Below are 24605 nucleotides of genomic sequence, written 5' to 3' on the forward strand. Positions count from 1 at the left end.
AATCCCCCTACACCCCCTCTTCACTTGATCCTACCCCCACGCAGGCCTACTCTAGACCTCGCGCAACCGTTTCACCCCTCCCCGCTGTCGCCATGCCGCTACTCCATTACAAGGAGGTTCCCGAATGTTCGATTTCCACCCCCAGCTCAAGCAGCGCTTTGCTGCCTTGCGCACGGGCGCTGAATTTTTTTCCCTGCGGTATGTGCGCGAGTCCGGGCAGTTTCTGTCGGTGCGCAAGAACGTCGCCGAACCGCCGAGCCTGAGCCGCGATGAAGGGGCGATGCTCACCGTGCGCGTGAATGGCGTCGAAGCCTACGCGGCGACCAATGACCTCTCGCAACAAGGCCTGCAAGCCGCCCTCGAGCGCGCCGAGCAACAGGCCCGCCGGCTCAAGCCGCACGCCTTGCTCGATCTGCGCGAGCAGCCGCTTTCCAGCGATCGCGCTGATTATTTTTCACCCAATCTCGAACAGCCCTTCCCGTCCCTGAGCGAATGCTTCGATCTGCTCGGCGCGGAATCCGCCTCGGTGCCCAAGGATGAACGCCTGGTCAATTGGCAGGTGAGCATCGGCATCACTAACGTCGAGCAGATCTACCTGAGCAGCGCCGGCGCCGAATTGCGCCAGGCCCAGCGCTTCGTCTATCCGAGCCTCGACGTCACCGCCTACGACGGCAACGACAGCCAGACCCGCAGCCTCGGCCGCGAGAACTTCGGCCAACAGGGTGGCGCCGACGTCATCAGCCGCTGCGGCCTGGTCGGTGCCGGTCCGCAAGTCGCCGACCAGGCCCTGCAACTGCTGCTCGCGCCGAACACCCCGCAAGGCCCGCGCGACCTGCTGCTGATGCCTGATCAGATGATGCTGCAGATCCATGAATCCATCGGTCACCCGCTGGAGCTCGACCGCATCCTCGGCGATGAGCGCAATTACGCCGGCACCAGTTTCGTCAAGACCAGCGATTTCGGCAGCCTGCAATACGGCTCGAACCTGCTCAACGTAACTTTCGATCCAGGCATTCCCGAAGAGCTGGCGAGCTACGGCCATGACGACGACGGCACCGCGGCGAGCAAACAATTCCTGATCCGCGACGGCCTGTTGCTGCGGCCATTGGGCGGGGCGCTGTCGCAATATCGCGCCGGCCTCGATGGCGTTGCCAACAGCCGCGCCTGCGGCTGGAACCGGCCACCGATCGACCGCATGGCCAACCTCAACATCGAGCCGGGCGATCAGACGCTGGAGCAGATGATCGGTGGTATCGAGCACGGCATCCTGATGAGCACCAACCGCTCGTGGTCGATCGACGATGCGCGCAACAAATTCCAGTTCGGCTGCGAATGGGGCCAGTTGATCGAGCATGGTGAACTTAAAGGCGTGGTGAAAAATCCCAACTACCGGGCCATTTCCGCGCACTTCTGGAAGAGCCTGCGCGCCGTCGGCGATGCCAACACCGTCAAGGTGCTGGGCACGCCGAACTGCGGCAAGGGCGAACCGAACCAGGTGATTCGCGTCGGCCACGCTTCGCCGGCCTGCGTATTCAGCAACATTGATGTGTTTGGGGGAGACGCCTGATGAGCATTTCGAAGCGTCAGTCCGACGCCTTCAAGGTCATGGTCAACTGGCTGCGCGACAGCGTGCGCGAGCCGGAACAGTTCACGCTCAGCTACGCCGCCGAAGCCTCGGCGTTCGTGCGCTTCAATCACGCCAAGGTGCGCCAGGCCGGGCAAGTGCAACAGGCCAACGTCGGCCTGAAACTGATCGACGACGGTCGCCACGCCGACCTGCAGATCACCTTGTCCGGGGATCAGGAAGCCGATCTGCAACGCCTCGCCGAAGGCTTGCAGCAACTGCGCGAAACCCTGCCGCTGCTGCCGCAGGATCCGTACCTGCTGCTCAATCACAACAGCTGGCAGAGCACGCACGTACAAGCGCATCCGCTGCCGGACACCGAAGATGTCGTCGGGCAAATCTGCGCTGCCGCTGAAGGTCTGGATTTGGTCGGTTTCTATGCTGCCGGCCCGATCAGCCGCGGTTTCGCCAGCTCCGCCGGCGCGTTCGGCTGGCATGAAGCCAACAGTTTCAACTTCGACTTCAGCCTGTTCCATGAAAACGGCGAAGCGGTGAAGGCCAGCTACGCCGGGCATGACTGGAGCGACGAGGGCTTCGCCCGGCGTTTCGCCCAGGCCCGCGAACAGCTGGAGTTTCTCGGCCGACCGTTACGCACTTTGGCACCGGGACAGTACCGCGCCTATCTGGCGCCGGCGGCACTGGAAGAAATCATGGGCATGCTCAGTTGGGGCGGTTTCTCGGCGCAATCGATCGCCAGCAAGAGCAGTCCGTTGCAGAAACTCTACGTCGGCGATCAGGCGTTCAGTCCGCTGGTGTCGCTGGATGAGAAAGTCAGCGAATCCCTGAGCCCGGCGTTTTCCGCCGAGGGATATCCGCGCAGCGATCTGCGTCTGATCATCGAAGGCCGGGCCGGTGATCAACTGGTCGGCTCGCGCAGCGCCGCCGAATATGGTCTGGCGGCGAACGGTGCGGGCGGCGGCGAAATGCCCAGTGCATTGAACATGGCCGCCGGTGATCTGTCGCAAGCAGAGATCCTCAAGCAGTTGGGCACCGGGCTGTACATCAGCAACCTGTGGTACCTGAACTACTCGGACCAACCGGCGGCGCGCATGACCGGCATGACCCGTTTCGCGACCTTCTGGGTCGAGAACGGCGAAATCCAGGCGCCGGTCAGCACCATGCGTTTCGACGACAGCGCCTACAACCTGCTCGGTTCGCAGTTGGAGGCACTGACCACCGAGCGTGAGCTGCTGCTCTCGGCGAGTACGTACAGCCAGCGCAATACCTCGTCATCGCTGTTGCCGGGGGCGCTGGTCAGCCGGTTGACCCTGACCCTCTGACAGCGATCGTTCCCACGCTCCGCGTGGGAATGCAGCCCGGGACGCTCCGCGTCCCAGCCAAAAGCGGACGCAGAGCGTCCGTTGAGGCATTCCCACGCAGAGCGTGGGAACGATCATCAAACAGACCACAAGAGGTTCCATGCCCAACCGCCCGCCTCTCGACGCCATCACCGCCCGCTGGTTGCCGTGGGTCGTCGCCATTGCGTTCTTCATGCAGTCCCTCGACGGGACCATCCTCAACACCGCGCTGCCGGCCATGGCCAGCGATCTGGCCGAAGACCCGTTGCGCATGCAGGGTGTGATCATCGCCTACATGCTCACCGTGGCCCTGCTGATCCCGGCCTCCGGATGGATCGCCGACCGCTTCGGCACCAAGAAAATCTTCTTCGGCGCGATTCTGCTGTTCAGTTTCGGCTCGTTGCTGTGCGCTTTGTCCAGCAGTCTGAGCATGCTCATCGGTGCGCGGGTGATTCAGGGCCTCGGCGGTGCGCTGATGCTGCCGGTCGGGCGGCTGGTGGTGCTGCGCGCCTATCCGCGCTCGGAACTGGTGCGGATCATGGGTTTCATCACCATTCCCGGCCTGCTCGGCCCGTTGATCGGCCCGACCATGGGCGGCTGGATGGTGGAATACGTGACGTGGCACTGGATCTTCCTGATCAATCTGCCGGTCGGGGTGATCGGCTGTTATGCGGTGTGGAAGTTCATTCCCGACCTGCGCGGCACGGAGCGCACGCGCTTCGATAGCCTCGGTTTTCTGCTGTTCGGCGCGGCGATGATCCTCATCACCATCGCCATGGAAGGCCTTGGCGAACTGCACCTGCCGCACCTGCGGGTGATGTTGCTGCTGTTCGCCGGCATGGCCTGTCTGGCGGCGTACTGGCTGCGCGCCGGGCACATCGAAAACCCGTTGTTCGCGCCGTCATTGTTCAAGACCCGCACGTTCGCCGTGGGCATTCTCGGCAACCTGTTCGCGCGACTGGGCAGCGGCGCCCTGCCGTTTCTGGTACCGCTACTGCTGCAAGTCGCGTTGGGTTACTCGCCGTCGCAAGCCGGGATGAGCATGTTGCCACTGGCCGCTGCGGCGATGATCGCCAAGTGGGTCGCGCGGCCGCTGATCGAACGCCTCGGCTATCGCATCGTGCTCACCGGCAACACGCTGGCGCTGGGGATCATGCTGGCGAGCATGGGTCTGGTCAGCGAGCAGACGCCGTACTGGCTGCTGCTGTGCCTGCTGGCGGTGCTCGGTGCGATCAACTCGCTGCAATTCACCGCGATGAATACGGTGACGCTGATCGACCTCGACGATGCCAGCGCCAGCAGCGGCAACAGTCTGCTGTCGGTGGTAGCGCAGTTGTCGCTGAGCCTCGGCGTGGCTTGCGCCGGTGCGCTGCTCGGCGGCTTCACTGCGAAGGTCGGCAACGATGGCGTGGAAACCGTACTCGGTGCGTTCCAGCTGACCTTCGTCACGGTCGGCGTGATGGCGATGCTGGCGGCGACGATTTTCTCGCAGCTGTCCAAGGAAGACGGGCGCCGGGCGAAACGGCCACAGGAGCACATCGAACACTGATTGTGCTGGAGGACATCTGTGGCTGCTGAAGGACTTCCGTGGCGAGGGGATTTATCCCCGCTGGGTTGCGCAGCAGCCCCAAAAAGGTTGGATGCGGTCAGCCTGATGAATTGAGGTGGCAGGTATTGGGGGTGCTGCGCACCCCATCGGGGATAAATCCCCTCGCCACAGATAAATCCCCTCGCCACAGGTAATCCCTGCCTCGGATTCAATCGCTGTTCGTCCAGAACTGTCGAGGAAACTGGCACGGGGCTGCTACACTGCGCGACATTTTGTTTTGCAGGCCAGTCCCGTGACCACCATCGCCACCGCTTTTAATACTCTGCCGCTGTCCGCCGCCATGCTGGCTAACCTCGAATCACTCGGTTATGCCCAGATGACGCCGATCCAGGCGCAGAGCTTGCCGGTGATCCTCAAGGGGATGGACCTGATCGCCCAGGCCAAGACCGGCAGCGGCAAGACCGCCGCGTTCGGCATCGGCTTGCTCAACCCGATCAACCCGCGCTACTTCGGGTGCCAGGCGCTGGTGATCTGCCCGACCCGCGAGCTGGCCGACCAGGTGGCCAAGGAAGTCCGTCGTCTGGCCCGCGCTGAAGACAACATCAAGGTCCTGACCCTGTGCGGTGGCGTGTCATTCGGCCCGCAGATCGCTTCGCTGGAGCACGGCGCGCACATCATCGTCGGCACTCCGGGGCGCATTCAGCAGCACCTGCGCAAGGGTTCGCTGGTGCTCGACGGCCTGAACACGCTGATCCTCGACGAAGCCGACCGCATGCTCGACATGGGTTTCTACGACGCCATCGAAGACATCATCATCAAGACCCCGGAGCGCCGGCAGACTCTGCTGTTCTCCGCGACCTACCCGGTGGGCATCAAGCAACTGGCCTCGAAATTCATGCGCGATCCGCAGACCGTCAAGGCTGAAGCCTTCCACGACGACACGCAGATCGAGCAGCGCTTCTACGAGATTTCCCCGGAAGAGCGCATGAGCGCGGTGACCAAAGTCCTGCACCACTTCCGTCCGGCGTCCTGCGTGGCGTTCTGCTTCACCAAGCAGCAGGTTCAGGAAACCGTCGATCACCTGACCGCCAAAGGTATTTCCGCCGTTGGCCTGCACGGCGATCTGGAACAGCGTGATCGTGATCAGGTACTGGCGATGTTCGCCAACCGCAGCACCTCGGTGCTGGTTGCCACCGACGTCGCCGCCCGTGGTCTGGACATCGATGCGCTGGACATGGTGATCAACGTCGAGCTGGCGCGCGATTCGGAAATCCACATCCACCGCGTCGGCCGTACCGGTCGCGCGGGCGAGAAAGGCATCGCCATCAGCCTGGTCGCGCCGTCCGAAGCTCATCGTGCGCAAGCCATCGAACAACTGCAGAAAGCGCCGCTGAACTGGGATCAGATCGACAACCTCAAGTCCCAGGGCCTGGCGCCGCTGCAACCACCGATGACCACCCTGTGCATCGGCGCTGGCCGTAAAGACAAAGTGCGCCCGGGCGACATTCTTGGCGCACTGACCGGCGAAGCGGGCATTCCCGGTGCGCAGGTCGGCAAGATCGCGATCTTCGATTTCCAGGCCTACGTCGCTGTCGAGCGCACCGTGGCCATGCAGGCCTTGCAGCGCCTGAACGACGGCAAGATCAAGGGCCGCTCGTTGCGCGTGCGTATTCTCTGACCTGATCGTTCCCACGCTCTGCGTGGGAATGCATCCCGTGACGCTCCGCGTCACATAACAACGGACGCAGAGCGTCCATGGCGGCATTCCCACGCAGAGCGTGGGAACGATCATTGTGTGAGGACACCGTTTTGCGCTCTACCGAAGTCGTGATCATTGGCGCTGGCGCGGCCGGCTTGATGTGTGCCCTGACCGCCGCCGGGCGCGGGCGTCAGGTGTTGCTGCTCGACCACGCGAACAAGGCCGGCAAGAAAATCCTCATGTCCGGCGGTGGCCGCTGCAATTTCACCAACATGTACACCGAACCGAGCAATTTCCTTTCGCAGAACCCGCATTTCTGCAAATCGGCGCTGGCGCGTTACACCCAGTGGGATTTCATCGGTCTGGTCGGCAAACATGGCGTGCCGTACCACGAGAAGAAACTCGGCCAGCTGTTCTGCGATAACAAATCCAGCGACATCCTCGGCATGCTCCTTGATGAGTGCGATCAGGCCGGCGTCGAGCTGCACCTGGACACCTCGATCCAGACCATCGAAAAAACCGACAGCGGTTATCTGCTCGACACCACCCTCGGCCAAATCCAGTGCCAGTCGCTGGTGATCGCCACCGGCGGGCTATCGATTCCGACCCTGGGCGCCACCGGTTTCGGTTATCAAGTCGCCAAACAGTTCGGCCATGAACTGCTGCCGACCCGCGCCGGGCTGGTACCGTTCACCATCACCGATCAGCTTAAGGAACTCTGCACCGAATTGTCCGGGACGTCGGTGGATTGTCTGGTCAGCTGCAATGATCAGAGCTTTCGCGAGAACATCCTCTTCACTCACCGTGGCCTCAGCGGCCCGGCGATTCTGCAGATTTCCTCGTTCTGGGAGTCTGGCGATACGGTAGAGATCAACCTGCTGCCGGATCACGACGCGGCGAGCTGGTTGCAAGAGCAAGTCGCCGAGCGTCCGAACAGCGAGCTGAAGACTTTGCTTGGCGAGATCTTCACCAAGAAGATGGCCAATCTGCTGGCGGACAACTGGTTTGTCTCCAAACCGATGAAGCAGTACACCCATGCTGAACTGGCGGAGATTGCCGAGAAACTCGGCAGCTGGAAGGTTGTGCCGGCGGGGACTGAAGGCTATCGCACGGCTGAGGTGACCCTGGGCGGCGTCGACACCCGCGAGGTGTCGTCGAAGACCATGGAGTCGCTGAAAAGCCCCGGCCTGTACTTCATTGGGGAAGTGCTCGACGTCACCGGGCATCTGGGTGGCTTCAACTTCCAGTGGGCCTGGGCCTCTGGTTACGCTGCTGCGCAGTTCGTCTGACCGGAACAACACTCCCCGTGTAGGGGCTGCCGAAGGCTGCGATCTTTTGATCTTGTTTTTACAGATCAAAGTCAAAAGATCGCAGCCTTCGGCAGCTCCTACAGGGGGGCGCGGGCGATCAAGGAACACTTTTTGCTGTCAGATGTGCTCGACGCCATTGCGTCGGCGTCATTACTGGCTCAATTTAGCGGCATCGCCTCGGAAGGCCTTCGCACTTCATGTCCTCGACCTCGTTTCGTCAGTCTTTGCGGCGCCTGTGGGCGCTGGATAAATTCAGCTACAGCGTGCGGGTATTCATCGCCCTGACCGGCAGCATGGCGCTGTGCTGGTATCAGGATGAAATGGGCCTGCTGATCCCGTTGTTCCTCGGCATCATCGCCAGCGCCCTGGCCGAGACCGACGACAGTTGGCAAGGTCGTCTCAACGCCCTCGCGGTGACACTGGTGTGTTTCAGCATCGCCGCGCTGTCGGTGGAATTGCTCTTCCCCTACCCGATCATTTTCGCCGTGGCCCTGGCGCTGGCCAGTTTCGGCCTGACCATGCTCGGCGCACTGGGCGAGCGTTACGGTGCGATCGCCTCGGCGACGCTGATTCTGTCGGTGTACACGATGATCGGCGTCGATCAGCGCGGCGGCGCGGTCACTGACTTCTGGCATGAGCCGATGCTGCTGGTCGCTGGCGCGGCGTGGTACGGCCTGCTCTCGGTGCTGTGGCAGGCACTGTTTTCCAATCAACCGGTGCAGCAAAGTCTGGCGCGCCTGTTCCGCGAGCTGGGCCTGTACCTGAAGCTGAAATCCTCGCTGTTCGAGCCGATCCGGCAGATGGACGTCGAAGCCCGCCGGCTCGAACTGGCGCAGCAGAATGGCCGGGTGGTCGCCGCCCTGAACACGGCCAAGGAAATCATCCTGCACCGGGTCGGCAACGGTCGACCGGGCTCGAAAGTCAGCCGTTATCTGAAGCTGTATTTCCTCGCGCAGGACATCCACGAACGCGCCAGCTCTTCGCACTACCCTTACAACGCGCTGGCCGAGGCGTTCTTCCACAGTGACGTGCTGTTCCGCTGCCAGCGCCTGCTGCGCCAGCAAGGCAAGGCCTGCCGGGCCTTGGCCGAATCCATCCAGATGCGCCAGCCGTTCATCTACGACGCCAGTTTCGCCGAAGCCCTGAACGACCTGCATGCCTCCCTCGAACACTTGCGCATCCAGAGCAATCCGGCATGGCGCGGCCTGCTGCGCTCGCTGCGCGCACTGGCGGCCAACCTCGGCACCCTCGATCGCTTGCTCAGCGATGCCAGCAACCCCGATGCCCTGGCGGACGCCACCGACAGCAGCCTGCTCGACCGCTCACCGCGCAATCTCAAGGACGTGTGGATTCGCCTGCGCACGCAACTGACGCCGACCTCGCTGCTGTTCCGCCATGCCCTGCGCCTGCCGCTGGCACTGAGCATCGGCTACGGCATGGTGCACCTGATCCACCCGTCCCAAGGCTACTGGATCATCCTCACCACGCTGTTCGTCTGCCAGCCGAACTACGGCGCCACCCGGCGTAAGCTCGGCCAGCGGATCATCGGCACGGCCATTGGCCTGACGGTGGCGTGGGCGCTGTTCGATCTGTTCCCCAACCCGGTGGTGCAATCGTGCTTCGCCATTGCTGCCGGCGTGGTGTTCTTCACCAATCGCACCACCCGCTACACCCTGGCGACGGCGGCGATCACGATTATGGTGCTGTTCTGCTTCAATCAGGTCGGCGATGGCTACGGGCTGTTCTTGCCACGGCTGTTCGATACCTTGCTCGGCAGTTTGATCGCGGGTCTGGCGGTGTTCCTGTTCCTGCCGGACTGGCAGGGTCGGCGCCTGAACAAAGTGCTGGCCAACACCCTGACCTGCAACAGCATCTACCTGCGCCAGATCATGCAGCAATACGCCGCCGGCAAGAGCGACGACCTCGCCTATCGCCTGGCCCGCCGCAACGCCCATAACGCCGACGCGGCGCTGTCGACCACACTGGCGAACATGCTCATGGAGCCGGGGCATTTCCGTAAGGAGGCGGATGTCGGCTTCCGTTTCCTAGTGCTGTCGCACACGTTGCTCAGCTATTTGTCAGGGCTCGGCGCACACCGTGAAACACAGTTGCCAGCGGAGGTGCGCGAGCATCTGATCGAAGGCGCCGGGGTGAAACTGGCGACCAGCATCGACGAAATCGCTCAAGGCCTTGCGAGCAAGCAGCCGATTGCAATTCAGAGTGATGAAGAAGAAGCGCTGGCCAATGAGCTGGAACAGATGCCGGATGAAATCGATGAAGGGCAGCGGTTGGTGCAGACGCAGCTGGCGCTGATTTGCCGGCAGTTGGGGCCGCTTCGGACATTGGCGGCGCATTTGATCAAGGACACTGCCGAAATCAGCGGCGCCTGAGACGACGCGTTCGCGAGCAGGCTCGCTCCCACAGGGTATGCATTTCAAATTGTGGGAGCGAGCCTGCTCGCGAAGAGGTCATCAGCCACAAAGAAAATGCCGGATCACCCTTCACATTCCATGCCGCCGCAATAACTTCTCATAAGTCCCGTCAGCCTTCATCGCTGCAATCGCCCGGTCAAACCCGGCGACGATCTGCTCATGCTGCGGATTCTTCAGGCTGACCAGAATATGCAGGCTGTTCTCACTCAACGGCTTGGATAGGAACTCCACCGAATTGCGCACCTTGGCCGATTCCCGCGCCAGGTAATACTTCGCTACGTACTCATCCTCAAGCGTCAGCTTGACCCGATCCGCCGCGAGCATGCGCACGCCCATGGCGAAGTTGTGCACGGGCACTTTCTGCATCGCCGTGTCGGCATCGAAAGGGGCGGAATAGGCATAGCCGCGCACCACCGCGATCGGATAGGTGTGCAGTTGCTCGAGGCTGTTGTATTCAATGGGTGCGTCTTTACGCTTGAGGAATCGGATGCGATTGATCAGGTACTCACCGGAAAACTGACCGATCTGCGTGCGTTCGTCGTTGTACCAGGCATTGACCAGCACGTCGTAACGCCCCTCGCCAATCCCCAGCAATGCTCGCGCCCACGGCACTTGTTCGTAACCGCTGGCATAACCGGCGCGAGCCAGTGCGGTGCTGACAATGTCGGTGGCCAGGCCACCGTTGACCAGTGCATCGTCGGTAAATGGCGGCCAATTATCGAACGCCAGCCGCAGCTTCTGCGCCGCAACATCCTGGCCGAGCACCAGCAGTCCGATCAAAGCAACGGCTTGAAGCAATCGCAGCATGCTTGAACATCCTCAGCGGGCAACCGCCCGACGTGGTTTCACGTCAAAACCCAAGGCCCCTTATCGGCAAAACCCAAGCATTGAACATTAGCTCATGGGAGGCAGTGGACAGTGCTCTTGAGCAGATTACACAAAGTCGCAGCCAGCGCGAGAAAGGAATAGTGGCATTTTGACCTTTATCACAGACTGTTGCGCCATACAGACATACGGCGCTGCTGCGCTTAGTATCGGGCGACATGGTCAAGGAATCGAAAAATGACAATCGAGTGGATCTGCAAACATCATCGCGATTTGGGCAAAGAGCAGTTGTACGCCTTGTTGAAGCTGCGCTCTGATGTATTCGTGGTCGAACAGAAATGTGCCTATCCGGACCTCGACGGCCAGGATCTGGAGGGCGATACCCATCACCTGATGGGTTGGGAGGATGATCAGCTGATGGCTTATCTGCGCCTGCTGGACCCGGAATCCCAGGGCGGCGACGTGGTGATTGGCCGCGTGGTGACCGCGCCCGCTGGCCGTGGCAAAGGGTTGGGCCACGCGATGATGGAACAGGCGCTGAAGCAGGCCGAAAAGCACTGGCCGCAGGTGCCGATCTATCTGTCGGCGCAGGCACACTTGCAGGGGTATTACGGCAGGTACGGGTTTGTCGCAGTCGGCGAGGAATATCTGGAGGATGACATTCCGCACATCGGCATGCGTCGGTCCTGAAGGCCCTTTCGCGAGCAGGCTCGCTCCCACAGGGAATGCATATCCATTGGGGGAGCGAGCCTGCTCGCGAAGGCGTCAGAACCGTCGGCGCAGGAATCAGGGGTATTCCAGCACCGCTTTTATTTGCCGCAAATTGCGCTCGATCCAGCCGCGATCAATCGCTCCCCACTCGCGAATCCGATAGCGCCCGGCATGATTGCGCGCGCCCTCTTCCTGTTCGAACTCACAGATGATGTCCAGATCGGCCAGCGCGGCAATCGTGTCCTGCGCCGTGCGTCGCGGCATGCCGGTGACTTCGGTCAGCGTCGGCACACTCGGCGCCAGGCCGCTATCGATCAGATAAGCCACGTACAAACGGCGATAGAAACTGCTCTTGGTCTTGCTGACGTCCATCCACACCTTCCTGATTGGTCAAGCCTGCATATCCCGCCACGTCAGGTACACACGCAGATCGAACTCGATCTGGTGATACCCCGGCAGCATGTGCTCGCACAGTTTATAGAACGCCTTGTTGTGATCCGATTCCTTGAAGTGCGCCAGCTCGTGCACCACGATCATCTTCAGAAAATCCGGCGCGGCGTCCTTGAACAGCGCGGCGATGCGGATTTCCTTGTTGGCCTTGAGCTTGCCGCCCTGCACCCGCGACACCGTGGTGTGCAGACCGAGCGCGCGGTGGGTCAGGTCGAGGCGGTTGTCGAACAGCACTTTGTCGATGGCCGGCGCATTGCGCATGTACTGCTGTTTGAGATCCAGCGCGTAGCTGTACAAGGCCTTGTCGCTCTGCACGTCGTGTCGCCCTGAATAGCGCTGATTCAGGTATTCACCCAGGCGCCCTTCGGCTATCAGTTGGCGCACCTGATCCTGCAATTGTGCGGGGTAGGCCTGGAGGTACTTCAACACAGTCATGGACGAGCGACGCGGTTCGAAAAAGGTCCGCCAGTGTAGCGAATTCAACCGGGCAACGCGCTCCAGTCAAACGGTTCGACGAAGCTGACCGCGTCTTCGGCGATCAACGGCCGCGCGACGAGGAAGCCCTGCACGTATTCGCAACCATGGGTTTGCAGCCACTGATATTGCTCGAGGGTTTCCACTCCTTCGGCAATCACCAGCAGACCGTATTGCTTGCACAGGTCGATGACCATGCGCACCAGCGCCGCATCCCGTGGCGAGTCCGGCAGGCGCGCGATCAAGTGGCGGTCGAGCTTCAGCGTATCCAGTTCGAGATCGCGCAGATGCGCCAGCGAGCACGGCCCCGAACCAAAATCATCCAGCGCCACGCGCACCCCGAGATGACGCAGCAGCCGCAGTTGCTTGCGGGTTTCGTCCGGGTTTTGCATCAACGCTTCTTCGGTGACCTCGACTTCCAGTTGCCGCGGTTGCAACGCATGGCGTTCCATGACCTGTCGCAGTTCGGTGACCAGATTCGGCAGGCCGAACTGGGTGTTGCTCAGGCTGACACCGAGCACCAGATCTTCGGCGAACAAGGTTTCCCAGGCTTTGCGCTGCCCGGCGCCACGGTGATAGATCCAGCTGCCGAGGCGACTGATCAAGCGCGCCTCTTCCAGCAACGGCAGAAACAACCCCGGCGGCACATCGCCGACGCTCGGATGCTGCCAGCGCAGCAACGCCTCGAACCCACGGATCTGCCCGCTGCCAATCGCCACCTGCGGTTGATAGACCAGATTGAAATCGCGGTTTTCGATGGCCTCGCGCACGCTGTCTTCAAGCATCAGACGCGAACGCGCGCGGCCGTTCATTTCATGATCATAGAAACGATATTGCTGACGCCCGGCACGCTTGGCTTCGTACATGGCAATGTCCGAAGCGCGCAGCAAACCGTCGAGATTGCGCCCACAGTCGGGATAAGTAGCAATGCCGATACTGGCGCCAAGAACGATATCCAGACCTTCGATCTGCTGACACACCGATACCCGTTCGATGAGTTTTTCGGCAATCTTCGCCGCTTGCTCGGGAAACTCCAGATCCAGCAGCGCGGTGAATTCATCGCCGCCCATGCGCGCGAGAATATCGAACGGCCGCAGGCACGCCTTCAGTTGCTCGGAAACCCAGCGCAACACGCGGTCGCCGGCGTCATGGCCGAGGGAATCATTGACCCGTTTGAAGCCATCGAGATCGAGGTAGAGCAACACCCAACTGCTGTCGCTGCGTTCGCCGCGCAACAACAGGTTTTCCACGGTCTGGTAGAACCCGCGCCGGTTGAGCAGCCCGGTCAGCGGATCGGTCACCGCCTGAAACTCCAGTTGCTGGTGCAAGTGACGCACCACCGACATGTCCAGCACCGTCACCACCATCGCGTGCTGCTCCGAGGGCAGCGGTGCGCAGGACAACGCCACCGGCACTTGCTGCCCCGGCGCCGTGCGCAGCAACGCATCATGCAGACGCAGGGTTTCACCGCGTTGGTAGCCGGCGTAGAACTCGGAATCGGCCCACAGGGGAATGTGTGGCTTCTGCAGGAAATCGAGAAACTCCTTGCCTTCCAGATCCTTCACCGGCGCATTGAGCAGTCGCGAAATCGCCGGGTTGGCGAAGCGGATCACGCCGTCCTCGCTCAACACCAGAATGCCTTCGGCGGCGTTGTCCAGCACCGAGGCATTGAAGGCGCGCGCCACTTCCAGGTCATGACTGAGGCGTTGCAGGGCACGGCGATTGCGCTGGTGCTCGAGCAGCGCCTGTACCTTGGGCTTGAGGATTTGCGGATCGAACGGCTTGAACAGGTAATCCACCGCGCCACTGGCATAGCCCTTGATCACGGCATCCTGGGATTGCTCGTTGGCGGTGAGGAAAATGATCGGTGTCAGCCGCGTACGCTGGCTGCCGCGCATCAACCGTGCGACCTCGAAACCGTCCATGCCGGGCATCTGCACATCAAGCAGGACCAGGTCGATGTCGTGTTCGAGCAAAAGGTTCAGCGCCTCGAAACCCGAGGCGGCGGTCATCACGTGCCAATCCTGACGCTGCAGCAACGCGCGCATGCTGATCAGATTTTCGGGGTAATCATCGACGATCAAAAGGACCGAGCTGCCTTCACCTGGCTGGGGTTGCGCGCATTCCATGCTGCTTCTCTTATCGGGACCGGTTGCCGGCAAAACCATAGACGTACTGAGCCTTCACTCTAGACGCGGATCGGTGAAAGCAGAAGCTGTCATCCCGCCATCATTTAAACAATGCTCAACCCAGCCGACTAACGGTCACCGCTACAGCCCCCGAAAACCGGGCGGGATGGCATTTCGACAGGACTTTGACGTCAAGTAATCGCCGGGCGGGCATTAACAAAAATTGCCGCTACGCTTATAAAGACGCCCGAAAACGCGCGGGCTAGAGCTTCTGGCACCGGCGTTCCGGATGAATTGATTGGAAGAACCGTCATGATCGATCTCGCAACCTGGAACCTCAGCGTTCCTGTTGGCAGCCCGCCGTACACCGTCGAAACCTCAAAACTGGTGGATGGCTTCAAGGATCAGTACTTCCATTCCGACACCGGCACCCTGTTCTTCTGGTCCCCGGTGACTGGCTCGAAAACCGAAAACGCCATCTACCCGCGTACAGAACTGCGCGAAACCTACAGCAACGGCACCCTGCGCAACTGGTACTACCCGGACGCCGACAACCTGCTGCGCGCCACCCTCGCGGTGAACAAGGTGCCGAGCTCGGGCAAGATCGTCATTGGCCAGATCCACGCGTACGAAAGCCAGCGGCCGATGGTCAAGCTCGAATATCAGTACAAGGAAAAAACCCAGACCGGCAATCTGGTGATCAAAGTGCGCATGCGCCCGGACGACGCCGAAAGCCGCGTCATCACCCTCGCCACCGGCGTCAAGCTTGATCGTGAATTCAACTACCTGATCCACCTGAGTCCCGGCGGCGCACTGGGCGTAAGTGCGGCGGGGTATCAATGGGACTCACAGATCAGCGCGACCTGGCGCGACAAGCCGCTGTATTTCAAGGCTGGGGTGTATGTGCAGGACAACACCGGGTATACCAGCGAAGGTGGGCAGGTGACGTTTACCAAACTGGATATTGATCACGACAAGTAACTAGCCGCCAAAAATGACAAACAACCCATAACTTGCAGACCACATTCGCTCCAATTGTAGGAGTGAGCCTGCAAGGGCTTCAGGGGTGGGCTGCGGACTGCGCCACCTCCACATGCGGGCCGCTGCCTTGGCGAAATGTCGCGTATACGCGACTTTGAGAAGCAAATGTCACGGTAGCGGTACACCGCTTATCATTTATCAGCCTTTTCCTTTCCACCGCTTGATAAATTACCGCCAATGACGGACAACAGGCGCATTTCATCCACTTGCATATGCTTGGCCATGCGCCGCTTGATTTGGTCGGCCAGATATCCCTCAGGCACATTCATATCGAAGATGGGCTGCAATAGGCTGCTCACCGACGGTGTCGGGTCATAGGGCATGACCAGGGAAACTTCCCTGAGTGGCGACGCTGACTGGTAAGCGAATGAAAACTGCGAACCTTTGGACAACTCGCCGGAATGGCCCTGAGGCGTCATGACATTCAGTCGTTTCACCTTACTCATCATGCTCCACCAATTCGGCGAGTGATTTGAGATCGATTCGGTTATCGACAATCTCCAACGCCATGCCTAACGCGGCAATGACTCTAAACACGGTATAAAAAGCGACGTTTTCGCCTGCTTCGAGATCGATGATGGTTTTGCGGCTGCAATGAGCCCTATGCGCAAGCAACGCCTGACTGTAGCCCTTGGCTTTGCGCAATTGGCGGATACGCTGGGCAAACGTTGCTGGATTATCGAGGAGCACAATGTCACCCATATCGGACTTTAAATAGATTATCGCCAGTAAAGTCCCCTTTAAGTGACATTTCAAGCAAAAGGATGCCGATGTCTTGTCACAACGTTTGCACCACAAAAAACCCGCCTCTCCAGACTGTGTGAAAACGCACTGACGGCGGTCCCAGCAAACGCCCCGACTTGTACGGGGCGTTTGCTTTTGTGCTCACAGCAGACGAAAAAAGGCGTTTCAGCCCATCAGCGCCATCATCTGGCGCACGCCCAACACGTTAATTGCTCTTTTCAGGTTGTAGGCGTTCACCGCCAAGGCCATTTCAGCTCTCGCGCCTTCAAGCTGTCGCAGCAAGAAGCGAGCGTTACCAAATAACCACTGTTTAAGGTTGCCGAAGGGATGTTCGACGATGGCTCGTCGACTGACCATCATTTCGGGATGTGCCTGCATTCGCTGCTCCATTCGCTCGAAAGCCTGTTCGTGCAGATGGCGCGAGATGTATCGGCGTTTGGCGTCGGTGCACTTCGCTTTAATCGTGCAGCTTGCGCAGTCGCTGACCTTCGCTTGGTAGATCCGGCCTTTGTTGCTGATCTGCTTAAAGATCAGCCATTTTCCGGCAGGGCATTGATATCGATCTTGCGACGCATCGTAGGCAAATGCTGTTCGATCGAAAAATATCTGCTCCTTGCCGCAGGAGTTGAGTGATCGCGCCACAGGCACATAAGCCGTGATGTTCTCATCCTCACATGCCTGGAACTGCTTGCCATTGGAGTAGCCCGCATCCGCGGTGACCGTCAGTTCATCTTGTGAAAGTTGTTCCTTGGCGGCCTTGGCCATCGGTTCAAGTTGCTTGCGATCATCGCTGTCCTGAGTCACTTCATGATGCACGATCATGCAGTTTTCAGCGTCCACGGCTGTCTGCACGTTGTACCCGACCCGAGGCCCTTTGTGCGTTCGCAGCATTCGCGCATCGCTTTCGTGGGTATTGAATTGCTCAAGCTCCATGGATTCATCAGCGCCTGGCACGTCAAGTTATTGGAATGCCTGACTTCAAGTTGCGCCAAAGTCGCCTTGATTGCATTGCGGTCAATCTTCTCGCCGGCTTCGGTTTTATCTGCCTCGTCCAGCTCTGCCAAATAGTGGGCGATGCGCTTCTCCAGCTTCTGCTCTTGATGTTGGAGCCGCTTCAAATTCATATGACGCCGTGAAGAGGCGACCGCCTGAAATTTGCTGCCATCAATGGCCACCAACTCGCCGGTTATCAGCCCCGCTGTGCGGCAAAACTGCACGAAGGCCCGGCACGTCGCGATAAAAGCGGCTTTGTTGTCTTTACGGAAATCGGCGATGGTCTTGAAATCAGGCTTGAGTCGATTGATCAGCCACATCACTTCGACGTTGCGCTGGCACTCGGCTTCGAGCCGTCGTGATGAGCGAATCCGCTGGAAATAGCCGTAGAGGTAGAGTTTGAGCTGATCCGCTGGATCGTAAGAGGGACGGCCGGTACTTTTGGGAAGTGCTTTATCAAAGCCCAGTCGAACCAGATCCAGCTTGGCGACGTAAAGATCGATAACGCGAACGAGGTGATCCTCGGGGATCAACTCTTCCAGCGAGACCGGAAACAGGCTGGTCTGGCTGCGGGACTGTCCCTGGATGTAGGCCATAACGAAAAATGCTCCGTATCTTTCGATACGGAGCATTTTCTTTGAGCGCTGCGCAGATTGCTAGGTTTTCACACAGTCTGTCTCGGCGGGTTTCTTTTGAATCAGCTCAACCCTCAGGCTCAGTTGACCTTGGCGTTCAACTCACCCTTCAGATAACGCTGGTACATCGCTTCCAGCGAGATCGGTTTGATCTTCGAAGCATTGCCGGCAGTACCGAACGCTTCATAACGAGCGATACATACATCGCGCATTGCGGTCACAGTGGCGCCGAAGAATTTACGTGGGTCGAATTCGCTCGGGTTGGTAGCCATCAGGCGACGCATGGCGCCGGTGGATGCCAGACGCAGGTCGGTGTCGATGTTGACCTTTCGCACGCCGTGCTTGATGCCTTCGACGATTTCTTCAACCGGGACGCCGTAGGTTTCTTTGATGTCGCCGCCGTACTGGTTGATGATCGCCAGCCACTCTTGTGGCACGGAGGACGAACCGTGCATCACCAGGTGGGTGTTGGGGATGCGCTTGTGGATTTCCTTGATGCGGTCGATCGCCAGCACGTCACCGGTCGGTGGCTTGGTGAACTTGTAGGCGCCGTGGCTGGTGCCGATGGCGATGGCCAGGGCATCGACCTGGGTGCGTTTGACGAAGTCAGCGGCTTCTTCCGGGTCGGTCAGCATCTGGCTGTGATCCAGAACGCCTTCGGCGCCGATGCCGTCTTCTTCACCGGCCATGCCGGTTTCCAGCGAACCCAGGCAACCCAGCTCGCCTTCTACCGAAACGCCGCAGGCGTGGGCCATGGCGACGGTTTGTTGGGTGACGCGGACGTTGTAGTCGTAGTCGGTCGGGGTCTTGCCGTCTTCGCCCAGCGAGCCGTCCATCATCACCGAGCTGAAGCCCAGTTGAATCGAACGCTGGCAGACGTCAGGGCTGGTGCCGTGGTCCTGGTGCATGCACACCGGGATGTGCGGGAATTCTTCGATCGCCGCCAGGATCAAGTGACGCAGGAATGGCGCGCCGGCGTATTTGCGGGCGCCGGCCGAAGCCTGGACGATCACCGGGGAGTCAGTCTTGTCAGCGGCTTCCATGATGGCGCGCATCTGCTCAAGGTTGTTGACGTTGAAGGCTGGAACGCCGTAGCCGAACTCGGCTGCGTGGTCCAGCATCTGGCGCATGCTGATAAGTGCCATTGTGTGTGTCTCTCCCGGTTGAGGGTCGTTGATCGTGCCAGCCTGCCGGAGCGGCGGCGGCTATTCAAGTTAATGCAGATCGGGGGTTGAGGCCCGGTCTGGTGATTCGGTGTTACCAAAACTGTGTGAACAACAGAGAATCCCTGTGGGAGCGAGCCTGCTCGCGAAAGCGGTCTGACAGACACTGCATCATCGACGGCAAGATTGCTTTCGCGAGCAGGCTCGCTCCCACATTTGGATCTCTGTACACCAATTCAATCGTGTTACTCGGCCTTGCAACCACGGCCAATCAGGTCATTGGTGGCGACCCAGTACACCAGGCCCTCGTCACCCTTGACGTGAAACGCCAGCATGCCATCGCTGTACAGCGTGCCAGAGGCGCCCGGCTCTTCTTTCAGGCGATAGACCTGATCACCGCCGCCGAGGCGAACGTCGACTTCCTTCTGTCCGGCATCGGCGTAACGCCACAACACCTTGGCCTGACTGTCGCAGGTCCAGGTCGTCCAGTCGTCTGCCGGGGCCGACGACTGAAACAGGCTCAACTGCGCGCAACCACCCAACAATGCCAACGCCGCAATGGCGATCAAGCCTTTCATCCGTGTTCCTCGACTGACGACGCATGCCGCCAGCCCTGAGTTAAAGAGTCAGACCCGTCAAGGACAACCATGTTCCTTGACCGGGGTTTGCGTCTCGTATTTGTCCAGGCCGTCCGGACCCGAGCGCTTGTTCAGCACCGGGTTGGTTTCGGCCTGCCAGTCGGCTTGATAACAGCCCTTCTGCGGTTCGCTCGGTGCTGGCGTCGCGTCAGCCTTCGGGGTGCTCCCGCAGGCCGCCAGCGTACCGGTCAGCAACAACAGCGCTAACGACTTGACCATGTGAACACTCCTTTGCCTGGCCAAACGGGCAGCCTCAGGCCTTGGCCCGGCTTTCCAGGACTTCAACGGCAGGCAGCACCTTGCCCTCGACGAATTCGAGGAACGCGCCACCGCCGGTGGAAATGTAGGAGATCTGCTCAGCCACGCCATATTTATCGATCGCCGCCAAGGTGTCGCCACCGCCCGCGATGGAGAATGCCGAGCTCTCGGCGATGGCCTGGGCCAGCACTTTGGTGCCGTTGCCGAACTGATCGAACTCGAACACGCCGACCGGGCCGTTCCACAGAATGGTTTTCGACGATTTCAGCAGCTCGGCGAAGTTGGCCGCGGTTTGCGGGCCGATGTCGAGAATCATGTCTTCAGCCGCAACATCAGCGATCAGCTTCACAGTCGCTTCAGCACTTTCGGCAAATTCCTTGGCGACCACGACGTCAACCGGCAACGGCACGCTGACTTTCGCCGCGATTTCACGGGCGGTGTCGAGCAGGTCCGGTTCATACAGCGACTTGCCGACCGGGTGACCAGCCGCCGCGAGGAAGGTGTTGGCTATGCCGCCGCCGACGATCAGTTGATCGCAGATCTGGCTCAGGCTGTTGAGTACGTCGAGTTTGGTCGAGACCTTGGAGCCGGCAACAATGGCCGCCATTGGCTTGGCCGGTGCGCCCAAGGCTTTGCCCAGTGCGTCCAGTTCAGCGGCCAGCAACGGGCCGGCAGCGGCGACTTTGGCGAACTTGGCGACACCATGGGTCGAACCTTCGGCGCGGTGAGCAGTACCGAAAGCATCCATCACGAACACGTCGCACAGGGCCGCATATTGCTGCGCCAGGTCGTCGGCGTTCTTTTTCTCGCCCTTGTTGAAGCGCACGTTTTCGAACAGCACGATGTCGCCAGCCTTGACTTCAACACCACCGAGGTAATCAGCCACCAGCGGCACTTCGCGCCCGAGCGCTTTGCTCAGGTAGTCGGCGACAGGTTTCAGGCTGTTTTCGGCGGAGAACTCGCCTTCGGTAGGACGGCCCAGGTGCGAGCAGACCATCACCGCCGCGCCTTTTTCCAGGGCCAGCTTGATGGTCGGCAGCGAAGCCAGGATGCGCGCGTCGCTGGTGACAACACCGTCCTTGACGGGGACGTTGAGGTCTTCGCGGATCAATACGCGCTTACCTTGCAGATCGAGGTCGGACATCTTCAACACGGTCATGGGTCGCACTTCCTACGGTTTTTTTGAAGTTGCTGTTTGCAGATAGTGGTCTGCTACGTCCAGCATTCGGTTGGCAAAACCCCATTCGTTGTCGAACCAGGCCAGGATGTTCACCAGTTTGGGGCCGGAAACACGGGTCTGACTGGCATCGACGATGGCCGAATGTGGGTCATGGTTGAAATCACAGCTGGCGTGCGGCAACTCGGTGTAGGCCAAAAGGCCTTTGAGCGGGCCGCTGGTGGCGGCTTCGCGCAGGATCCGGTTGACCTCGTTGGCGTCAGTCGCGGTGGCGGTCTGCATCGTGATGTCGAGGCAGGACACGTTGACTGTCGGCACGCGCACGGCTTTGGCCTGAATTCGCCCGGCAAGTTCCGGCAGCAGACGCTCGATACCGCGTGCCAGACCAGTGGACACCGGGATCACCGACTGGAACGCCGAACGCGTGCGGCGCAGGTCTTCGTCATGATAGGCGTCGATCACCGGCTGATCGTTCATTGCCGAGTGAATCGTGGTGATCGACACGTAATCCAGACCGATCGCCTGATCGAGCAGACGCAGCAGCGGCACGCCGCAGTTGGTGGTGCAGGAGGCGTTGGACACCAGCAGTTCGTCGCCGGTCAGGCAGTCCTGATTAACGCCGTAGACGATGGTGGCGTCGACATCCGCTTCGCTGGCCATCGGCTGCGAGAACAGCACGCGCGGCGCGCCGGCATCGAGAAATCGCTGGCCATCGGCACGGGTGTGGTAAGCGCCGGAGCATTCCAGCACCAGATCGACGCCCAGCGACGCCCAATCGATGCCTTCAGGGGTGGCACTGCGCAGGACCTTCACGCAGTCGCCATTGATATGCAGACAATCGCCCTCAACCCGCACTTCGCCGGGAAAGCGGCCGTGGGTGGAGTCGAAGCGTGTCAGGTATTCGATGCTGGCCATGTCGGCCAGGTCGTTGATCGCGACAATTTCAAACCCGGCCTGCGCGCCGCGCTCGAACAACGCCCGCAAGACGCAACGACCAATGCGGCCGTAGCCGTTGAGTGCAACTTTGTAGGGACGCGGTTGAGGCATGGGGTTCTCGATTACCGTGGTGAATCAGGCAGTGCGATATTGCCTGAACCAACGCTTTCGCGAGCAGGCTCGCTCCCACATTGGAATGCATTTCCCTGTGGGAGCGAGCCTGCTCGCGAAGGCGTCAGCCCGGACAACACAACTGTCAGATTTAGTCTTCCAGCAGCTCTTCAGCCTGACCGAGGATGTTTTCCAGGGTGAAGCCGAACTCTTCGAACAATGCCGAAGCCGGCGCCGACTCACCGTAGGTGGTCATGCCGATCACGCGACCTTCCAGGCCCACGTACTTGAACCAGAAATCGGCGTGGGCCGCTTCGATGGCGATACGCGCGCTGACCTGCAACGGCAGAACCGACTGCTTGTACTCCGCATCCTGAGCATCGAACGCACTGGTGCAAGGCATCGAGACCACGCGAACCTTGCGGCCCTGCTCGGTCAGTTTGTCGAAGGCTTGAACCGCCAGACCGACTTCCGAACCGGTGGCGATCAGGATCAGCTCAGGCTCGCCTGCGCAGTCCTTGAGCACATAACCACCACGGCTGATGTTGGCAATCTGGCCAGCATCGCGTTCCTGGTGCTGCAGGTTCTGCCGCGAGAAGATCAGCGCCGACGGGCCGTCCTTGCGCTCCAGCGCGTTTTTCCAGGCCACTGCCGATTCCACGGCATCGGCTGGACGCCAGGTGTCGAGGTTCGGCGTGCTGCGCAGGCTGGTCAATTGCTCGATCGGCTGGTGCGTCGGGCCGTCTTCGCCCAGACCGATAGAGTCGTGGGTGTACACGTGAATCACGCGCTTCTTCATCAAAGCCGACATACGTACGGCGTTGCGTGCGTATTCCATGAACATCAGGAAGGTCGCGCCGTAAGGCACCAGACCGCCGTGCAGGGCGACGCCGTTCATGATCGCGGTCATGCCGAACTCGCGCACGCCGTAGTACATGTAGTTGCCGCTGGCATCTTCAGCGCTGACGCCTTTGCAGCCTTTCCACAGGGTCAGGTTGGAGCCGGCGAGGTCAGCCGAACCGCCGAGCATTTCCGGCAGCAGCGGGCCGAAGGCGTTGAGGGTGTTCTGGCTGGCTTTGCGGCTGGCGATGGTTTCGCCCTTGGCCGCGACTTCGGCGATGTAGGCCGAGGCTTTTTCCGAGAAGTCGGCCGGCAGTTCGCCGCTCAGACGACGGATCAGCTCGTTGGCTTCAGTCGGGAATGCAGCGGAGTAAGCGGCGAAACGCTGATCCCACTCGGCTTCAACCGCGCGACCAGCTTCTTTGGCGTCCCACTCGGCATAGATCTCGGCCGGGATTTCGAACGGGCCGTGGTTCCAGTTCAGCGCCTGACGGGTCAGGGCGATTTCTGCGTCACCCAATGGGGCGCCGTGGCAATCTTCCTTGCCCTGCTTGTTCGGCGAACCGAAACCGATGGTGGTCTTGCAGCAGATCAGCGTCGGCTGGGCGCTCTTGCGCGCGGTTTCGATGGCGGTCTTGATCTCTTCCGGATCGTGGCCGTCGACGTTGCGGATCACCTGCCAGTTGTAGGCTTCGAAACGCTTCGGCGTGTCATCGGTGAACCAGCCTTCGACTTCACCGTCGATGGAAATGCCGTTGTCATCGTAGAAGGCAATCAGCTTGCCCAGGCCCAGTGTGCCGGCCAGGGAGGCGACTTCGTGGGAAATGCCTTCCATCATGCAGCCATCACCGAGGAACACGTAGGTGTGGTGGTCAACGATGTTGTGGCCGGGACGGTTGAACTGCGCGCCCATGACTTTTTCAGCCAGAGCGAAACCGACGGCGTTGGCCAGACCCTGACCCAGCGGGCCGGTGGTGGTTTCGACGCCCGGGGTGTAACCGAATTCCGGGTGGCCTGGAGTGCGGCTGTGCAGTTGACGGAACTGCTTGAGGTCGTCGATGGACAGGTCGTAGCCGGTCAGGTGCAGCAGCGAGTAGATCAACATCGAGCCGTGGCCGTTGGACAGCACGAAGCGGTCACGGTCGGCGAACGACGGGTTGCTCGGGTTGTGCTTGAGGTAGTCGCGCCACAGCACTTCGGCAATATCTGCCATACCCATAGGGGCACCGGGATGGCCGCTGTTGGCTTTTTGCACGGCATCCATGCTGAGGGCACGAATGGCGTTGGCACGCTCACGACGGCTAGGCATCGCTGATCTCCTGGGTGTGAATAGACTGAAACGGAAAAAAGGAGGGCATTTTCCCTCACCCATGCGCCTCGGGGCAATGACAGATAGTCATCGGCAGGCGTTTTTCCAATCGATAGCACAGGTTTCGCTTGGTGAAACCTTTCCGCTATTCGTTTGTAGAGACTGCCGTCCGCCGAGAAGTGCCATTTATCGAGCAATATCAAAACTTTTTGATATTGGCCTTGCGGTGCCTTGCCCCCGTCTCTAGACTGCCAGCCCT

20 protein-coding genes and 1 pseudogene are annotated in these 24605 nt (G+C 60.3%); 8 read left to right on the forward strand and 13 right to left on the reverse strand.

The window, feature by feature from the left end; all coding sequences use genetic code 11:
- Positions 1 to 124: 124 nt before the first annotated feature.
- From D8U61_RS09355 to yccS, 6 genes are all read left to right on the forward strand, one after another.
- Positions 125 to 1567 (forward strand): TldD/PmbA family protein, encoded by a 1443-nt coding sequence (locus D8U61_RS09355; protein ID WP_130900722.1) that lies wholly within the window; start codon positions 125 to 127, stop codon positions 1565 to 1567.
- Complete coding sequence (locus D8U61_RS09360) at positions 1567 to 2904, forward strand: TldD/PmbA family protein (RefSeq protein WP_073476436.1); 1338 nt, start codon at positions 1567 to 1569, stop codon at positions 2902 to 2904. Before D8U61_RS09355 ends, D8U61_RS09360 begins: the two co-directional genes overlap by 1 nt.
- Before the next feature lie 139 nt (positions 2905 to 3043).
- Complete coding sequence (gene mdtD / locus D8U61_RS09365; RefSeq protein ID WP_042606617.1) at positions 3044 to 4471, forward strand: multidrug transporter subunit MdtD; 1428 nt, start codon at positions 3044 to 3046, stop codon at positions 4469 to 4471.
- A gap of 292 nt (positions 4472 to 4763) precedes the next feature.
- Entirely contained in the window at positions 4764 to 6149 is a 1386-nt protein-coding gene (gene dbpA / locus D8U61_RS09370; protein WP_024014613.1) for an ATP-dependent RNA helicase DbpA, read from the forward strand.
- Between the two features lie 131 nt (positions 6150 to 6280).
- Positions 6281 to 7459, forward strand: coding sequence for an NAD(P)/FAD-dependent oxidoreductase (locus D8U61_RS09375; RefSeq protein WP_130926806.1), 1179 nt, complete (start codon positions 6281 to 6283; stop codon positions 7457 to 7459).
- A 218-nt stretch (positions 7460 to 7677) separates the two neighbouring features.
- Positions 7678 to 9870, forward strand: coding sequence for a YccS family putative transporter (gene yccS, locus D8U61_RS09385; protein ID WP_110603548.1), 2193 nt, complete (start codon positions 7678 to 7680; stop codon positions 9868 to 9870).
- A 111-nt stretch (positions 9871 to 9981) separates the two neighbouring features.
- Here the strand turns inward: yccS and D8U61_RS09390 are convergent, their stop codons facing one another.
- Positions 9982 to 10719 (reverse strand): transporter substrate-binding domain-containing protein, encoded by a 738-nt coding sequence (locus D8U61_RS09390; RefSeq protein ID WP_130926807.1) that lies wholly within the window; start codon positions 10717 to 10719, stop codon positions 9982 to 9984.
- A gap of 255 nt (positions 10720 to 10974) precedes the next feature.
- Here D8U61_RS09390 and D8U61_RS09395 point away from each other — a divergent pair, with 255 nt between their 5' ends.
- Positions 10975 to 11427, forward strand: a complete 453-nt coding sequence (locus D8U61_RS09395) for a GNAT family N-acetyltransferase (protein ID WP_130926808.1) — start codon at positions 10975 to 10977, stop codon at positions 11425 to 11427.
- Positions 11428 to 11523: 96 nt separating this feature from the next.
- On the opposite strand, the gene D8U61_RS09400 is transcribed toward D8U61_RS09395, so the two are convergent.
- Genes D8U61_RS09400 through D8U61_RS09410 form a run of 3 tightly spaced genes read right to left on the reverse strand, consistent with a single transcriptional unit; the run spans position 11524 to position 14501 of the window.
- Entirely contained in the window at positions 11524 to 11820 is a 297-nt protein-coding gene (locus tag D8U61_RS09400) for a winged helix-turn-helix domain-containing protein (protein WP_016772794.1), read from the reverse strand.
- An 18-nt stretch (positions 11821 to 11838) separates the two neighbouring features.
- On the reverse strand, positions 11839 to 12333 hold the full coding sequence (locus tag D8U61_RS09405; protein ID WP_038861199.1) for a M48 family metallopeptidase: 495 nt from the start codon (positions 12331 to 12333) through the stop codon (positions 11839 to 11841).
- 44 nt (positions 12334 to 12377) lie between these two features.
- Positions 12378 to 14501, reverse strand: a complete 2124-nt coding sequence (locus tag D8U61_RS09410) for an EAL domain-containing protein (RefSeq protein WP_024014617.1) — start codon at positions 14499 to 14501, stop codon at positions 12378 to 12380.
- Positions 14502 to 14813: 312 nt separating this feature from the next.
- Between D8U61_RS09410 and D8U61_RS09415 the strand changes: the two genes are divergently transcribed.
- Positions 14814 to 15482, forward strand: a complete 669-nt coding sequence (locus tag D8U61_RS09415) for a polysaccharide lyase family 7 protein (RefSeq protein ID WP_016772792.1) — start codon at positions 14814 to 14816, stop codon at positions 15480 to 15482.
- Between the two features lie 191 nt (positions 15483 to 15673).
- Here the strand turns inward: D8U61_RS09415 and D8U61_RS09420 are convergent, their stop codons facing one another.
- The 9 genes and pseudogenes from D8U61_RS09420 to tkt form a co-directional block, all read right to left on the reverse strand.
- On the reverse strand, positions 15674 to 15988 hold the full coding sequence (locus tag D8U61_RS09420) for a HipA N-terminal domain-containing protein (protein WP_232245466.1): 315 nt from the start codon (positions 15986 to 15988) through the stop codon (positions 15674 to 15676).
- Positions 15981 to 16244: a helix-turn-helix domain-containing protein gene (locus D8U61_RS09425; protein ID WP_232245467.1), complete on the reverse strand. Its 264-nt coding sequence runs from the start codon at positions 16242 to 16244 to the stop codon at positions 15981 to 15983. The genes D8U61_RS09420 and D8U61_RS09425 overlap by 8 nt, the downstream gene beginning before the upstream one ends.
- A 207-nt stretch (positions 16245 to 16451) precedes the next feature.
- Positions 16452 to 17875, reverse strand: a pseudogene (locus D8U61_RS09430) (IS1182 family transposase).
- A gap of 119 nt (positions 17876 to 17994) precedes the next feature.
- On the reverse strand, positions 17995 to 19059 hold the full coding sequence (gene fba / locus D8U61_RS09435) for a class II fructose-bisphosphate aldolase (protein WP_008081027.1): 1065 nt from the start codon (positions 19057 to 19059) through the stop codon (positions 17995 to 17997).
- Positions 19060 to 19322: 263 nt separating this feature from the next.
- Entirely contained in the window at positions 19323 to 19655 is a 333-nt protein-coding gene (locus tag D8U61_RS09440) for an MliC family protein (protein ID WP_123443784.1), read from the reverse strand.
- A gap of 57 nt (positions 19656 to 19712) precedes the next feature.
- A complete protein-coding gene (locus D8U61_RS09445; RefSeq protein ID WP_016772786.1) occupies positions 19713 to 19934 on the reverse strand; it encodes a hypothetical protein in 222 nt (73 codons plus the stop codon).
- Between the two features lie 34 nt (positions 19935 to 19968).
- Positions 19969 to 21132, reverse strand: coding sequence for a phosphoglycerate kinase (locus D8U61_RS09450; RefSeq protein WP_130926809.1), 1164 nt, complete (start codon positions 21130 to 21132; stop codon positions 19969 to 19971).
- A 12-nt stretch (positions 21133 to 21144) separates the two neighbouring features.
- On the reverse strand, positions 21145 to 22197 hold the full coding sequence (gene epd / locus D8U61_RS09455) for an erythrose-4-phosphate dehydrogenase (RefSeq protein WP_071173875.1): 1053 nt from the start codon (positions 22195 to 22197) through the stop codon (positions 21145 to 21147).
- A gap of 151 nt (positions 22198 to 22348) precedes the next feature.
- Positions 22349 to 24346, reverse strand: coding sequence for a transketolase (tkt, locus tag D8U61_RS09465; protein ID WP_024014622.1), 1998 nt, complete (start codon positions 24344 to 24346; stop codon positions 22349 to 22351).
- Positions 24347 to 24605 lie beyond the last annotated feature (259 nt).

Source organism: Pseudomonas sp. Sample_14 (assembly GCF_004307515.1).
Taxonomy (GTDB): domain Bacteria; phylum Pseudomonadota; class Gammaproteobacteria; order Pseudomonadales; family Pseudomonadaceae; genus Aquipseudomonas; species Aquipseudomonas atacamensis.

Coding starts and splice junctions, on each gene's coding strand:
- D8U61_RS09355 (WP_130900722.1), top strand. CDS start 125: ATGTTCGATTTCCACCCCCAGCTCAAGCAGCGCTTTGCTGCCTTGCGC.
- D8U61_RS09360 (WP_073476436.1), top strand. CDS start 1,567: ATGAGCATTTCGAAGCGTCAGTCCGACGCCTTCAAGGTCATGGTCAAC.
- mdtD (WP_042606617.1), top strand. CDS start 3,044: ATGCCCAACCGCCCGCCTCTCGACGCCATCACCGCCCGCTGGTTGCCG.
- yccS (WP_110603548.1), top strand. CDS start 7,678: ATGTCCTCGACCTCGTTTCGTCAGTCTTTGCGGCGCCTGTGGGCGCTG.
- D8U61_RS09390 (WP_130926807.1), bottom strand. CDS start 10,719: ATGCTGCGATTGCTTCAAGCCGTTGCTTTGATCGGACTGCTGGTGCTC.
- D8U61_RS09395 (WP_130926808.1), top strand. CDS start 10,975: ATGACAATCGAGTGGATCTGCAAACATCATCGCGATTTGGGCAAAGAG.
- D8U61_RS09400 (WP_016772794.1), bottom strand. CDS start 11,820: ATGGACGTCAGCAAGACCAAGAGCAGTTTCTATCGCCGTTTGTACGTG.
- D8U61_RS09405 (WP_038861199.1), bottom strand. CDS start 12,333: ATGACTGTGTTGAAGTACCTCCAGGCCTACCCCGCACAATTGCAGGAT.
- D8U61_RS09410 (WP_024014617.1), bottom strand. CDS start 14,501: ATGGAATGCGCGCAACCCCAGCCAGGTGAAGGCAGCTCGGTCCTTTTG.
- D8U61_RS09415 (WP_016772792.1), top strand. CDS start 14,814: ATGATCGATCTCGCAACCTGGAACCTCAGCGTTCCTGTTGGCAGCCCG.
- D8U61_RS09420 (WP_232245466.1), bottom strand. CDS start 15,988: ATGAGTAAGGTGAAACGACTGAATGTCATGACGCCTCAGGGCCATTCC.
- D8U61_RS09425 (WP_232245467.1), bottom strand. CDS start 16,244: ATGGGTGACATTGTGCTCCTCGATAATCCAGCAACGTTTGCCCAGCGT.
- fba (WP_008081027.1), bottom strand. CDS start 19,059: ATGGCACTTATCAGCATGCGCCAGATGCTGGACCACGCAGCCGAGTTC.
- D8U61_RS09440 (WP_123443784.1), bottom strand. CDS start 19,655: ATGAAAGGCTTGATCGCCATTGCGGCGTTGGCATTGTTGGGTGGTTGC.
- D8U61_RS09445 (WP_016772786.1), bottom strand. CDS start 19,934: ATGGTCAAGTCGTTAGCGCTGTTGTTGCTGACCGGTACGCTGGCGGCC.
- D8U61_RS09450 (WP_130926809.1), bottom strand. CDS start 21,132: ATGACCGTGTTGAAGATGTCCGACCTCGATCTGCAAGGTAAGCGCGTA.
- epd (WP_071173875.1), bottom strand. CDS start 22,197: ATGCCTCAACCGCGTCCCTACAAAGTTGCACTCAACGGCTACGGCCGC.
- tkt (WP_024014622.1), bottom strand. CDS start 24,346: ATGCCTAGCCGTCGTGAGCGTGCCAACGCCATTCGTGCCCTCAGCATG.